Origin of the sequence: Actinomadura soli (assembly GCF_005889715.1) — a bacterium.
Taxonomy (GTDB): Bacteria; Actinomycetota; Actinomycetes; order Streptosporangiales; family Streptosporangiaceae; genus Spirillospora; species Spirillospora soli.
This window is the reverse complement of the sequence record NZ_VCKW01000064.1, coordinates 1-12,494: the sequence shown is the minus strand read 5'-3', so window position 1 is coordinate 12,494 and position 12,494 is coordinate 1. Positions and strand designations below refer to the sequence as shown.

The 12,494-nt window shown below is 68.8% G+C and carries 14 protein-coding genes and 2 pseudogenes; 10 read left to right on the top strand and 6 right to left on the bottom strand.

Translation table 11 applies throughout. The features are described 5' to 3' along the window. The first annotated feature begins 186 nt into the window (after positions 1-186). The 8 genes from ETD83_RS45315 (at position 187) to ETD83_RS14825 (ending at position 6,237) form a co-directional block, all read left to right on the top strand. Complete coding sequence (locus tag ETD83_RS45315) at positions 187-1,002, top strand: MFS transporter (RefSeq protein ID WP_205717679.1); 816 nt, start codon at positions 187-189, stop codon at positions 1,000-1,002. Positions 1,003-1,012: 10 nt separating this feature from the next. Then, complete coding sequence (locus tag ETD83_RS45310; RefSeq protein ID WP_205717680.1) at positions 1,013-1,567, top strand: MFS transporter; 555 nt, start codon at positions 1,013-1,015, stop codon at positions 1,565-1,567. Between the two features lie 60 nt (positions 1,568-1,627). After that, positions 1,628-1,966 carry a TraR/DksA family transcriptional regulator gene (locus ETD83_RS14850; RefSeq protein WP_138645704.1) on the top strand — a complete coding sequence of 113 codons (339 nt, stop codon included), beginning with the start codon at positions 1,628-1,630 and terminating at the stop codon, positions 1,964-1,966. Between the two features lie 131 nt (positions 1,967-2,097). Next, positions 2,098-2,298, top strand: a complete 201-nt coding sequence (locus ETD83_RS14845; protein ID WP_230420917.1) for an RNA polymerase sigma factor — start codon at positions 2,098-2,100, stop codon at positions 2,296-2,298. 301 nt (positions 2,299-2,599) lie between these two features. After that, on the top strand, positions 2,600-3,070 hold the full coding sequence (locus ETD83_RS14840) for a hypothetical protein (protein ID WP_138645703.1): 471 nt from the start codon (positions 2,600-2,602) through the stop codon (positions 3,068-3,070). A 61-nt stretch (positions 3,071-3,131) separates the two neighbouring features. Further along, complete coding sequence (locus ETD83_RS44455; protein WP_329602801.1) at positions 3,132-3,749, top strand: ATP-binding cassette domain-containing protein; 618 nt, start codon at positions 3,132-3,134, stop codon at positions 3,747-3,749. Between the two features lie 150 nt (positions 3,750-3,899). After that, on the top strand, positions 3,900-5,393 hold the full coding sequence (locus tag ETD83_RS14830; RefSeq protein ID WP_205717674.1) for a CehA/McbA family metallohydrolase: 1,494 nt from the start codon (positions 3,900-3,902) through the stop codon (positions 5,391-5,393). A 31-nt stretch (positions 5,394-5,424) separates the two neighbouring features. Next, a complete protein-coding gene (locus ETD83_RS14825) occupies positions 5,425-6,237 on the top strand; it encodes an SAM-dependent methyltransferase (protein ID WP_138645701.1) in 813 nt (270 codons plus the stop codon). A 153-nt stretch (positions 6,238-6,390) separates the two neighbouring features. Here the strand turns inward: ETD83_RS14825 and ETD83_RS14820 are convergent, their stop codons facing one another. The 6 genes and pseudogenes from ETD83_RS14820 to ETD83_RS14795 all read right to left on the bottom strand — a co-directional run bounded on the left by ETD83_RS14820 (position 6,391) and on the right by ETD83_RS14795 (position 10,939). Then, positions 6,391-6,891, bottom strand: a complete 501-nt coding sequence (locus ETD83_RS14820) for a hypothetical protein (protein ID WP_138645700.1) — start codon at positions 6,889-6,891, stop codon at positions 6,391-6,393. Positions 6,892-7,272: 381 nt separating this feature from the next. Beyond that, complete coding sequence (locus tag ETD83_RS14815; protein ID WP_230420916.1) at positions 7,273-8,361, bottom strand: LLM class flavin-dependent oxidoreductase; 1,089 nt, start codon at positions 8,359-8,361, stop codon at positions 7,273-7,275. Between the two features lie 273 nt (positions 8,362-8,634). Continuing rightward, the gene (locus ETD83_RS44450) at positions 8,635-8,841 is read right to left on the bottom strand and encodes a hypothetical protein (protein ID WP_230420915.1); all 207 of its coding nucleotides are present in this window, start codon (positions 8,839-8,841) and stop codon (positions 8,635-8,637) included. Positions 8,842-9,005: 164 nt separating this feature from the next. Then, a pseudogene (locus ETD83_RS45960) lies at positions 9,006-9,149 on the bottom strand (AraC family transcriptional regulator); the annotation flags it as partial. Beyond that, positions 9,119-9,751, bottom strand: a complete 633-nt coding sequence (locus tag ETD83_RS14800) for an AraC family transcriptional regulator ligand-binding domain-containing protein (protein WP_138645698.1) — start codon at positions 9,749-9,751, stop codon at positions 9,119-9,121. The gene ETD83_RS14800 and the pseudogene ETD83_RS45960, both read right to left, overlap by 31 nt. A gap of 420 nt (positions 9,752-10,171) precedes the next feature. After that, positions 10,172-10,939: an SDR family oxidoreductase gene (locus ETD83_RS14795; RefSeq protein WP_138645697.1), complete on the bottom strand. Its 768-nt coding sequence runs from the start codon at positions 10,937-10,939 to the stop codon at positions 10,172-10,174. A 73-nt stretch (positions 10,940-11,012) separates the two neighbouring features. Here ETD83_RS14795 and ETD83_RS14790 point away from each other — a divergent pair, with 73 nt between their 5' ends. Together ETD83_RS14790 and ETD83_RS14780 are read left to right on the top strand one after the other, a co-directional pair. Continuing rightward, positions 11,013-11,891: a sigma-70 family RNA polymerase sigma factor gene (locus ETD83_RS14790; protein ID WP_230420914.1), complete on the top strand. Its 879-nt coding sequence runs from the start codon at positions 11,013-11,015 to the stop codon at positions 11,889-11,891. A 502-nt stretch (positions 11,892-12,393) separates the two neighbouring features. After that, positions 12,394-12,494, top strand: a pseudogene (locus ETD83_RS14780) (IS5/IS1182 family transposase); the annotation flags it as partial.

Genomic DNA, 12,494 nt, shown 5'->3' with positions numbered 1-12,494 from the left:
GGCCGTGTCCGGCGGAAGCCGGTAGGGCAGCCCGCATTGGGCACCGAAACGACATCGCGTCCGACCGGCTCTGAGGTCGTGGTCGCTCTCTGGGTGTGACGCCCTGATCGTCGCCGAGCCGAGGAGGGCGTGACATGCAGGGCTATTCCACTGCGCCGACCACCGAGGGACCGCTGGCGCAGATGACTGGGGAATACGGAAGATCAGGCGGCATGCCGGGCTGATCGCGGTCGGCGGTTTCCTGTTCGGCTTCGACACCGGGTCATCTCCGGAGCGCTGCTGTACATCAAGACCGACTTTCACCTGAACTCCTTCGAACAGGGCAGCGTGGTGAGCGTGCTGGTCCTGGGCGCGATGGTGGGCGCGCTGGCGTCCGGACGGCTCGCCGACCGGCTCGGCCGGCGCTGGATCTTCGGCCTCGAAGGAGCGGTGTTCGTCGGCGGCACGGCGCTCGCCGCGCTGGCGCCCGGCTACGTCGTGCTCGTCGCGGCCCGGCTGGTCCTCGGGCTGGCCGTCGGGGCCGCCTCGGCGACCGTCCCGCCCTACCTGTCGGAGATCTCCCCGAAGGAGATCCGCGGCCGGCTCCTCACCCTCGACCAACTGATGATCACGCTCGGGATCCTGGTCGCGTACATGGTCAACCTCGCCTTCTCCAGCAGCGGGAACTGGCGTGCGATGATCGCCGTCGGCGCGATCCCGGCACTGGTGATGGTCGGCTCGGCGATATTGGTGCTGCCCGGGTCCCCCGAATGGCTCCTTGCGCACGGGCACCGCCGCAGGGCCCGCGCCCTGATCGCCGGAGTCAGCGACCAGGACACCGCCGACCAGCTGCTCCGGCGGCGCGACCAGTTGCGCCAGGAGCAGGACAGAGAGACCCCGCAGGACCAGGCGGTGACCGGATGGCGCACGCTGCTGACCGACCGCGTCCGGCCCGCGCTGATCGTCGGACTGGTGCTGGCCGCGACGCAGCAGTTCGGCGGCATCAACACGATCATCTACTAACGCGCCGACGATCATCGAGAGGACCGGGCTGACCGCGTCCAACTCGATCGTCTACTCCATCGCCATCGGCATCATCAACCTCGTCATGACGCTGGTCGCGATCCGCCTGATCGACAGCGCCGGACGCCGCGAACTGCTCCTGGTCTCGTTCGCCGTGATGACGGTCACCATGGCGCTGCTCGGCCTGGCGTTCGTGGCGGACTGGGGCTCCGTCCCGACGCTGCTGTTCATGGTGCTCTACATCGGCGGATACGCCGCCGGCGTCGGACCCGTCTTCTGGCCGCTGATCGGTGAGATCTTCCCGCCGCGGGCACGCGCGACCGGCGCGAGCGCCAGCACCGCGCTGAACTGGGCCAGCAACTTCGCGATCAGCCTGCTGTTCCTGCCGATAGCCGGGCTCATCGGGGAGGGCGAAACCTTCTGGATCTTCGCCGTGATCTCGGCGATCGGCCTGCTGTTCACCAGCCGCTACATTCCGGAGACGAAGGGGCGGGACTTCGCTCAAGTCGACCACGAACTGCAAAAGCGCTTCAGGCACCGACTACCCGCCGAGAAGGGGGCGTAGGCCGTCCAGCACCGACCACGTCCAGGCGGCCGGTTGGACGCCGTAAACGTTGGAGGGAATGTGGCAACGGCGGAGGAACGTCTGATCGCCGACCGTGAGGGCACGCTGGAGCTCGTGGCGTCGCTGAACGCTGACTGGGACGGCGTCGTCAACGCGTCGGTGCAGGCCAACGCGGACGACGAGCACGACCCGGAGGGCGCCACCATCGCCTTCGAGCGCGCCCGGATCGAGGCGTCGTTGACCCGCGCCCGCGCACGCCTGGCCGACATCGACGATGCGCTGCGCAGGCTCGACGACGGTACCTACGGCGTCTGCGAACAATGTGGTGGCGCCATCGCAGCGGAACGCCTGGAAGCGCGTCCGTTCGCCCGTACGTGCTTCACGTGCGCCAGTAGCTGAACCGGTACTGGCGCCTCCACCGGCTGCCGCGCCGGCCGGTGCGCCCGCCCGGCCCCGAGCCCGAGGCGAGGACGTCTGAGAAAACCGGCGGCCGCGAGCAACCGGGGCCGGGCGCGGCGAGTGTCATAGGTGTGGAGACAGAGGAAGCGGTCGCCGAAGGAGCCGGGGACGAGGGCGACCCGGCGGCCCCGCTCACCGCGCTGTTCGCGGACCATCACGTGGCCCTGGTCCGGATGGCCCTGCTCATCGTCGGCGACCGGCCGACGGCGGAGGACGTCGTGCAGGAGGTGTTCATCGCCATGCACGGCAGCCACCCTTCGCCACCCCAGTGACCTATCCCACGGAGAAGTCGCATGCTGACGGCAAACGGACACGCGCCTCCACCAGAGCCGAATCCCGGTCGCTGACGCGATGATCGCAGGAGTTCGCGCAGGGAAACGCCGCCGGGGCGCGGGAGGCGAAGGCGACGGCTCCCGCGAGATCCCGATGGTGCCGGAGGCCGAGTTCGGCTCCTCCTACGGGCGTGGGAAAGATCGCGTCCGGGCCTTGCGTCCCGCCTGGTCCGGAGACCGGCAGCGGTCGACGACCTGCGCGTTCACGGATAGTGCCACCCGGTCCGGGCAGAACGGCCGCATGCATCGGATTCTGACGGGGATGGCTGCGGGCGCGGCCGGTACCACGGCGCTCAACGTCGTGGGTTACCTGGACATGGCGGTGCGCGCGCGTCCGGCCAGCGACACGCCTGCCGAGACAGTCCGTAGGAGCGAACGGTTGCTCGGTATCACACGGTCGGGAGAGGACCGTGACGATGATGACGTCGAGCATCGCCGCTCGGCCATCGGTGCTCTCCTCGGGGTCGGCTCCGGTCTTGGCGTGGGGGCGCTCTACGGGCTCGCAGCCCCCAAACTCGACGGCGCACCGCTCATCGCACGCGGCATCATCGCCGGGCTGACCGCAAACATCGGGACCACCGCCCCAATGGTCGCGCTGGGCGTGACCGACCCGCGCACCTGGCCGATCAGCTCATGGCTCTCCGATCTGGCACCGCACCTGGCCTACGGAATCGTCACAGCGGCCACCTGGGACCTGATGGATCCCAAATAGCGCGGCGGCCGGATCGGGCGGCGCCACAGCCGCGCCCAAGACCAGGCCGACCGCCCACGGTGTGCCCGGCACCAGGCAACTTGATCAACGATTGACCGTGCCGCCGCGCGCCTCGACGCGCTCACCGCCCGCCCGGCACCCGCCGACCCGCCCGCTGCCCGCACCCCGCGGCGACCTGCTCCAAGCCGCGGCGTCCGCGTCGGCTACGCCGCGGAATTACCCTTGGGGGCTGGACGGTGACGACCTCGAACTGCGTCCCGACCGCCGGGTCGCGCTGCTCGGCCCGAGCGCGGAAGGCAAGAGCACCCTGGCGCACCTGCTGCTCCGGTTCCGCGACCCCGACCAGGGCACAATCCACCTGGACGGACACGACCTGCGCGACTACGCACAGGACGACATCCGCCAGGCGATCTGCCTCATCGACCAGCACGCCCACCTCTCCGCGACAGCTCCCCGGCAGGTAACTGCGGGCTGCGCCGCCCATATCCATATGCCTATCGCCGCAATATCGATGGTGCATTGGAAGTTAGTTACAGAGGACTTCATTTCCGTAGGGTGGCCTGATGTGGGCATCCGCAGTTGCGACAAGCTGGACCGAGCATCCAGTCTGACCAGATCCAGCGCCTTGCGGCGGAGCTCGGAAGATAACTCCCGGGACGTTATATGTCACTCCTCGTGATCGGAAACTGCTGCCTTCCCGCAAGCCGCCGACGTCGGCGGGCATGGTCGAGGTATCTCAACTCCGCTGCGCCATATTCACCCGCCATACCCGAAATGGTCACGTGGGGCTGGCTGACTTCTTCTGGCCATAGGTGAATCGGAGGTCGGCGTGAATCAGTTGAGCAGACGTGGTCTTCTCGCCGCCGGAGGCGCCATCGCGGCGGCGAATCTGTTGCCGGGGGTGGCTTTCGCCGAGCAGGCCGGAGGTGACAAGACCCGCACGGTCACCGGCCATTTCCCGCCGAGCATCGACGACTGGTTCTACCTGCCGGTGGAAGTGCCGCACGGGGTCAACGAGATCGAGGTGATCTACTCCTACGACAAGCCCGCGGTCCCGGCGGGCACTCGCGGAAACGCCTGCGACATCGGGATCTTCGGACCGGAGGGGCATGAGCTGGGCAACGCACGCGGCTTCCGCGGCTGGTCCGGCGGGTTCCGGGACCGCTTCACCATCAGCGCGTCCAGCGCCACCCCCGGCTATCTGGCCGGCCCGATCAGGCGGGGCACCTGGCACATCATCCTCGGTCCGTACACCGTCGCTCCGCAGGGCATGGTCTACCGCGTCGACATCACGCTGCGCTTCGGGCCGACCGGCACACCCTTCAAGCCCAAGCCGGCCCCCGACAGCGCCCCGGCTCGGGACCGCGGTCGCTCGTGGTACCGCGGCGACTGCCACCTGCATACCGTCCACTCAGACGGCCGCCGGACCCCCGATGAACTCGTCGCCGCCGCGCGTGGCGCCGGATTGGACTTCATCACCTCCACCGAGCACAACACCTCCTCGGCGTCCCTGCACTGGGGCTATCACGCCACCGACGACCTGCTGATCCTCAACGGCGAAGAAGTGACCACGCGTTCCGGGCACTGGCCCGCCATCGGCCTGCCCGCCGGCATGTGGGTCGACTGGCGCTACCGAGCCGGGGACTCGCGCGATTACCGGCGCTTCGTCCACCAAGTCCATAAGGCTGGCGGACTGGTCACCGCCGCGCACCCCTTCGCGTCCTGTTTCGGCTGCAGCTACGAATTCGCCTACGAACTGGCGGATCTCGTCGAAGTGTGGAATCAGAACTGGACCGAAGAAGAGGAAGCAGCACTCAACCATTGGGACGGCCTGCTGCGCTCCGGCCGATGGATTCCGGCGATCGGCAACTCCGATGCGCACAACCCGCAAAACACTGTCGGATCCCCGCAGACCGTGGTTCTCGCCGATCGCCTGCGCCGCGACTCCCTGATGGCCGGCCTGCGCGCGGGCCGTTCCTGGCTGGCCGAATCGTCCAAGGTGAACCTGAGTTTCACCGCCACGGACGGAAAACGAACCGCGGGGATCGGCGAACAACTCCCCGCGGACACCGGCACACCCGTCACCTTCCAACTCACGGTCAGCGGCGTGCCCGGCACCAGAGTGCGGCTTCTCGACCAAGTGGGGCAGCAGCACGCCGAGGCCGTCCCCGAAACCGGCACTGTGACCGCGCGTTGGACGACCTATCCCCGCTACACCCGCTGGGTACGCGCCGAAGTGCGCAGGGACGGCACGATGGCAGCCATGACCAACCCCATCTTTCTGGACGCACCCGAGCGGCAAGAGCACGCCCAAGCGACCTGACAGGTCATGGCGCAACTGCAACAATCCGGTTATGGCCGATGACTCCGAAGCGCCCGACTGGTCGCCGATCGATAGTTCCGTTCCGCATTCGGCGCGAATCTGGAACTACTGGCTGGGTGGCAAGGACAACTATCCGATCGATCGAGCGGTCGGCGAGGACATCAAGAAGGTCTTCCCCGGCATCGTCATGACCGCTCTGGCCGACCGGGCATTCCTCGGCCGCGCGGTGTGGCATCTCGTCCACGAGCTGGGCATCCGGCAGTTCCTGGACATCGGCACCGGTTTGCCGACCGTGGACAACACCCATGAGGTCGCCCAGCGGATCGCACCGGAATGCCGGATCGTCTATGTCGACAACGACCCGCTCGTCCTCACGCACGCTCGCGCCCTGCTGACCAGCAGCGCCGAAGGCGCCACCTCATACATCGATGCCGACGTGCACGACCCCGGGCACATCCTGGCTCAGGCGCGCGAGACCCTCGACTTCGACCGGCCGATCGCCATCATGCTCCTGGGGATCGTCCATTTCATCCTGGACGACGAGGAAGCTCAGGCGATCATCAAGTGCCTCGTGGACGCCGTACCCTCCGGCAGCTATCTTGCCATGACGCACGCCTGTGACTTCGTCAACGCCGAGGAGATCCACGCCAACATAAGGGAATGGAACGAGCACGGCACCCCGAAGATGACCGTACGCTCCTACGACCAGGTCAGCCGCCTGTTCACCGGCCTGGAACTGGTGGACCCGGGACTGGTGTCTCTACCGCGGTGGCGCCCCGAGGCCAGCCCGTGGGGCGAGCCTCCTGAACTCCCCGGAATCTGCGCACTCGCACGAAAGCCCTGACGGCCCGCCTCAGGGTTGTCGGCGAGTGTGGTGGGGTCAACCACCTTGCTGAAATGGGTGTCCAGACCGGTGTCGCCGGGCAAGATCACGTCGGATCATGCTCACTGGTTCGTGAGATCCGTGGGTCCGTGTGGGAGAACGCAACCGAGGAGGTTACTCGCCGAGTTCTCGCACTGGGGGATCTCTCCTCAACGGTTCGCTTGCCGTTCCGAGTTCTCGGCGGGCGGCCTCCAGGAACGCGAAGCGGAGGTCACGCTTGGGCGGTGTGCCCTCTCCAGGTGTGCCCTCTCCAATGGGCCGTCCCCGGAGCTGCGCATGGAGCGCCGAAGTGTAGTCGTGAGCTGCCTGCGCGACAGGAGGGGAACACACCAACTCGGGAACCTTCTTGGCATGCCAGAGCGCGTGCAGGTGTTGCCACGTCTCGGACTCGTCAAGCTGCTCTCCCATGGAGAGCCGGTCCAAGCACAGCTCTACCTCCTGGGCGGCGGACAGGAACTCCATCAGCGCCGTCTTGCGCTCTGAACGCTCTGCGCTGGCCTGCTCGAACCTCGCTCGTCGTGCCTCCACACGCGTCGAAAGGTACTGACCGATCAGGGTTCCGGTGGATCCAAGAACCACCCCTGCCAGCGGCAAAACGGTCGTTGACACGCTCATGCCGCTGAGACGGTCAATACCGACCAACGGTTCCGAAGCCCTCCACGAGTGCTCTCGCCCCGTGGCCGCATGTGGCGCCGTAGCCGCTGTTCTTCCCCCACCTTCCTCCCCCAGGGCCCCGACGAGACCTGCGCCTAGCGTCGGACGGGTTCCGGCCGTCGAGATCCCCAACACATCGGGGCCGGGGGGAGCCCCACACCTTTCCAGCCCGGTTGCCGATGATCCTGCCGTCGGATGGCCGTACAGATCGACTCGTGTCACGATGTGCGCCCGGGCCTTGATGCGAAAGGGCTATGCCGCATAGGACGGCCAGGCTAATTCCGCCGAGCGAAACCATTGCTCCTTCTACTGTGTCATTCATCGGAACGGATTCGGATTTCCTCAGGCAAGGAGTTTTGCTAGCTGGGCCATCTCGGTGCGTGGGTCGATTACCGGCTGGATGAGCAGTTCGTCGATGCCGGCTTGTTGCAGAGTGGTAATGCGGGCGCGGAGATCGTCTTCAGTGCCGACCAAGGCCAGGGTGTTCATCAGCGAGGGTAGGATCAGGTCACGGTCCTGTGGTGCGATGCGTCCGAGGTAGTTGGGGTAGAGCTTGGTGTGCCGGTCGGGTGCGTTGGCGGTGGTGCCGCGTCGGTCCAGCAGTCGATGCACCGTCTCGCGTTCGGCGGGGCCGAGCTGGTCGGCGAAGGCGGGTGTGTCAGCGGCGGTGTCGGCGGCGAAGGCCAGCAGCGACATGACGAGGTGGCCGGTCGCGTCGCGGGCCGCGTCGCTGTGGGGGTCCTCGCCCTCGGCGAGTATGCGCAGCGCGGTGACCACATAGGAGTCCGCGCGGGGCTCCGTGCGGGAGTCGGGGTCGCGGGATGTCCCGCGGGCGGCGTTACGGCGGGCGTCGTGTAGCGCGTGCCAGGCAGTGGGGTCCAGCAGGCCGAAGGAGATCAGGCCGGTGCCGCGGCGCCCGGCGACAGCGGCGGCCTTCGGTCCCAGCGCGGCCACGACGAACTCGATCGGGTCGGCCGTGTTCGTCTGCGCCCCGGCGTGCAGGAAACGGACGTCGCGAACCTGGTCACCTTCGCGGTACTCGATGGTGCGTCCGGCGCACAGGTCCTGCAATGCGGCGGTGAAGGTCTCCACCGTGGCCGCTGTGGTCGGCCGCATGCCCAGCGTGCGGCGGGCGGTGTTTCCAGTCCCGATCCCGCAGATGATCCGGCCCGGTGCCAGCGCGTTGAGACTTGCGAATCCACTCGCGGCGGCGGGGGCCGAGCGTAGCGCCGGTGAGGTCACGCCGATGCCGAGCCTGATGCGGCTGGTGGCCTTCGCGCACAGGCTCAAGGCGACGAAGGGGTCGCCGTGGACCATCGGGGTGTCGTTGACCCAGAAACTGTGCAAACCCAACTTCTCGGCCGTAACGGCGAGGTCCTCCACACCAGGCTGCGCGGTGACCACGACGCCTGCACGCATCGAAACCTCCAAGGCACGAGGATCGCAACGTGCCCAGCTTGACAGCTCACCGGCTCTGCACGGTCACCCGGCGGACCGAGACCTCGTGGCGCGCATCCCTGGCCTGTCGCCCCACAGCACGACCTTGCTGATCCGGTTCGAGCCTCGCCATCCCGCCATCGGTCGTGCGCCTTGCCCCGCACCCCGCCTACCAGGAGCAGCCCGCCAACGGAAGGAGGAACGCGGCCGGTCAGCGAGGAGGGCAGAGTGCGGCGAGCGGGGTGAGCGGCTCCTTGGGCCGTACGGTCAGGGCGGCGGGGCGGTGTAGTGCCGGGCGATCTCGTCGCTGGTGGTCAGCCATACGCCGGAGTGGCCGGCGATGTAGTCGAGGGCCTGGTCCAGGTACTTGGCACGGAACGCCTGTCCGGTGACGAACGGGTGGAGGACCAGCGCCAGCCCCAGCCACTGCCGCGCACCGGCCCTGGCCGGAGGCTTGTCATGTCGTTCGTCCATACCTGGGACGGTAGGAGCGCGGTGAGGGCCGCCGGGAGGACCGCAGACGTCGCCCAGCGGACCGAACGCGTCAGGTTCAGCCGGCCCGTTCGGCCCGTGACGACGTCCGGACCGCGGCCGTACCATCGGTGGACGGCCCGGCGCAGCGCCCGCGGATCGGAGTATCCCGACCGTGCGGAGATCGCCTCCAGGGTCATCGACGTCTCCCGCAAAAGGTGCTCCACCCGCTGCTGCCGGAACCGTTCCAGTTCGTCCCGCCAGCTCGTGCCCTCGTCGCTCAGGCGGCGTTGCAGCGTTCGCGGCCCCATCGCCAGCCGTCGCGCCACGTCGGCCAGTTCGGGCGGCCCCGCCCCGACCGCGGCCTCCAGCGCGTGGTGGAACCGGCCCAGCCAGTCCAGGACCGGACGGGCGGTGGCGACCGGATCCGCGCATGCTCGTCCAGGATCGCCGCCAGGGCCGGATCCCCCCCCGGGAACGGCGCGTTGGCGTCGGCCTCCGAGAACGTCACCGCCGGCGGACCCGCCTCGAATTCGATCCGCCGGGTGCCGTACACCTCGGTCAGCAGGTCATGCCGGGGCGGCGCGCGGTGGGGCAGCCGTACCCCCACCGGCACGAACCGGCGTCCGGCCCCCGAACCCGCCACGCCGAGCAGCATGGCGGGCACGAACTCCGCGATCAGCGGGAACGACGGACGCTCCTGGTACGGCCCGTGCCAGGTGACCGTGACGCCCTCGCCGTCGCGGATGACGCCGAGGGTGTCGGCGGGGTCGGCGATGGTCGCGAAGTGGCGGCCACAGGCGTGCAGCGCGTCGTGGAGCGTGTCGGCGGCGGTGAACAGGTAGTCCCACACGCCGAGCCGGCCTGGCCGCCACAGCTCCATCGCCCGCACCCCACCGCCCGCCTCCGCCATCGCCCCGGAGATCGCCTCCCCACACGCGCAGGAGGGTCGCCGTGGGGATCCGGACGTGCTCCTCGCCCACCTCGGTCAGGCCGGGGATGCGGGTGAGCTGCGACCGGTGCACGCCCGACCGCCGACCCGCCTCAAGCAGCATCAGCGTGAGATGCGGCGAGACACCCTGCACCATCCAGTCCATCCTTGTTCGCGGCTCTCCGAGCACCCAACCTCGCACAACGGAACCGGCAACCCGCTGGTGAGATCCTCGTCCCGGACGCCCGCGGCCTCTGCACACCGACGCTGAGGCGGTGACCCATCACCCACGGCGCTTCATCCGCGCCCGTGACCACCACGGCGACCTGATCATCGCCCGCCCGGCGTCTGCAGCCGCCACGGCCGGGGGATGCCGAACATGCAACTCACTCGGACAGGCATCTAGGCGCCGGCGGTCTGGGCGGTCAGGAACTCCTCCCAGGTGTGGCTGCCGGCGGGTGCGTCCAGGTTGAGGTTGGCTCCCGACCGGTAGGCCTTGCCGATCTTGCCGGGGACGCGGATCGGGAGCCTCATCCGGCGCTTGCCCATCGCGGCCAGGTAACCGCGCTGGAGCTCCTCCAGGGTGTAGACGCGCGGTCCGACCAGGTCGGAGACGCGCCCCGCCGGAGCGCCCAATGTCAGCTCGGCCAGCCGGGCCGCCACATCGCCGGACGCGACCGGCTGCCAGCGGATCCCGCCGGGCGCCGGCAGGACCGGCGCCTTGGCCATCGCCCGCACGGTCTTCAGCGTCAGCTCGTGGAACTGCGCGGCACGCAGGATCGTGTACGGGATGCCGGAGGCTGCCACGATCTCCTCTGCCGCCGCCTTGCGGGCGAAGTAGCCGACCGGCACGGCGTCGGCACCGACGACCGAGATCAGCACCAGGTGTTCCACGGAGCCGGCGCGCTGGGCGGCCTCGACCAGATTGCGGGTGCTGACGTCATCGCCCTTGGGGCCTCCGGCCAGGTGCAGCACGATCGGCACGCCGCTGAGCGCCGCGTCCAGGCCCTCGCCGGTCATCAGGTCGACCGCCACGTAGCGCACGCCGTCCCCAGGTTCGCGGTCATGCTGGCTCAGCACCCGGACCGTGTGCCCGGCCCGCCGCAGGATCGGAACCACCTGCGCGCCCAAGAGTCCAGTGCCGCCGGTGACCAGGATGGTGGAGGACATCGGTTGATCTCCCTCTTGTAGGTTTGACGGTGTAACACGGCTACGACCCGGCCAAACGCGGGAACGTGACACGGTGACCCAAGATTTTTCGGCATTGGACGGCTTCGAGGCCGAGCGTCCCCGGCTGCGGGCACTGGCCTACCGGATGCTCGGCTCCGCCGCCGAGGCCGACGACGCGGTCCAGGAGGCCTGGCTGCGGTACGACCGCACCGACCTGGCACAGGTGCAGAACCTGGCGGCCTGGCTGACCACGGTGGTCACCCGGGTCTGCCTCAACCTGCTGCGGGCACGGCAGACCCGGCGTGAGGAGTCGCTGGAGAGCTTCACCTCCGACTGGCTCGGCGCGGCCGACCACGACCGCGTCCCGCAGGAGGAGGCCGAGCTGGCCGACTCGATCGGGCTTGCGCTACTGGTCGTCCTCGACCGGCTGAGCCCGGCGGAGCGGGTCGCCTTCGTCCTGCACGACACGTTCGACGTGGGCTTCGGCGACATCGCGCACATGATGGAGCGCACCCCCGTGGCGGTCCGGCAACTGGCCAGCCGGGCGCGCGCCAAGGTCCGGGGCGGCGCCGAAACGAAGACCGCGGACGCGGCCCGCCGTCATCGAGCGGTCGAGGCGTACCTGACGGCGACCCGGACCGGAGACTTCGAGGCACTGCTGACGCTGCTCGATCCCCAGGTCGAGTTGCGCGCCGATCCGGAGGTCACCGGCGCCGCCGGACCTCTCACCCTCCAAGGTGCCCTGGTCGTGGCCAAGGGCGCCCTCTCCTCGGCCCCCCGCGCCCGCTTCACCGTCCCGGCCCTGGTCGACGGCGGCCCGGCGCTGGTCATGGCCCCGCTCGGACGGCTCTCCTTGGTCATCCAGTTCACCTTCACCGGCTCCACGATCTCCACCATCGACATCACCGCCGTCCCAAGCCGCCTCCGCGCCTTCGACATAACCCTGGCCTGACGCCCGGTCACCCAACCCGGCAACGCATCTACGCGCACTGCCTGGACGGCGAGGCCAGCCACTGGTTCCAACGGATGGACGCGACCCGGCCTGAGTATCAACTGGCCATAAAGGCGCGGGATAGATCTCCCTACGGCGGTTCGAATCAAGTACGGAATTGATCGCCAACCGGCTGGACTCACACCCGGCACCCGCCCAACAATCCTGTCCCGCTTCTCGATCGCCTGACCGGCGGAGCGGTAGCGGTGGGGTTGATCACAACCAGAATCGACTGGATCTCGACGGTGGCCAGGACCGGCGGGAGCTTCTTGGGCGCTTTGAGCGAGATAGCCCGGCGGGCATGGGGCTCACCCTTACTGATGTGGTGCAGGAACGGCTTCCAGCTGCCGCGGCCGCCTGGCCGTCGTGGACGCTCCCTGGCACGCCGGCGGAACGCGCCACCCCGACACCGACCCCTAAAGGCTGTCACGTAACGCAGGTCGTCTCTGGTCGATGATCTTGTGTGGGTCAGGTGATCACGGCGGCTCGGCAGGAGTGGATCGGCCCGTTCACCGGGCTGTCGCCACGGCAGTTCCGCAAGCTCGTAGGGGTGGTGGCCGAGCG

Excerpts from the sequence above, each read along its gene's own strand:
- ETD83_RS14840 (WP_138645703.1), top strand. The coding sequence starts at position 2,600 with ATGCATCGGATTCTGACGGGGATGGCTGCGGGCGCGGCCGGTACCACG.
- ETD83_RS14825 (WP_138645701.1), top strand. The coding sequence starts at position 5,425 with ATGGCCGATGACTCCGAAGCGCCCGACTGGTCGCCGATCGATAGTTCC.
- ETD83_RS14820 (WP_138645700.1), bottom strand. The coding sequence starts at position 6,891 with ATGAGCGTGTCAACGACCGTTTTGCCGCTGGCAGGGGTGGTTCTTGGA.
- ETD83_RS44450 (WP_230420915.1), bottom strand. The coding sequence starts at position 8,841 with ATGGACGAACGACATGACAAGCCTCCGGCCAGGGCCGGTGCGCGGCAG.
- ETD83_RS14800 (WP_138645698.1), bottom strand. The coding sequence starts at position 9,751 with ATGGCGGAGGCGGGCGGTGGGGTGCGGGCGATGGAGCTGTGGCGGCCA.
- ETD83_RS14795 (WP_138645697.1), bottom strand. The coding sequence starts at position 10,939 with ATGTCCTCCACCATCCTGGTCACCGGCGGCACTGGACTCTTGGGCGCG.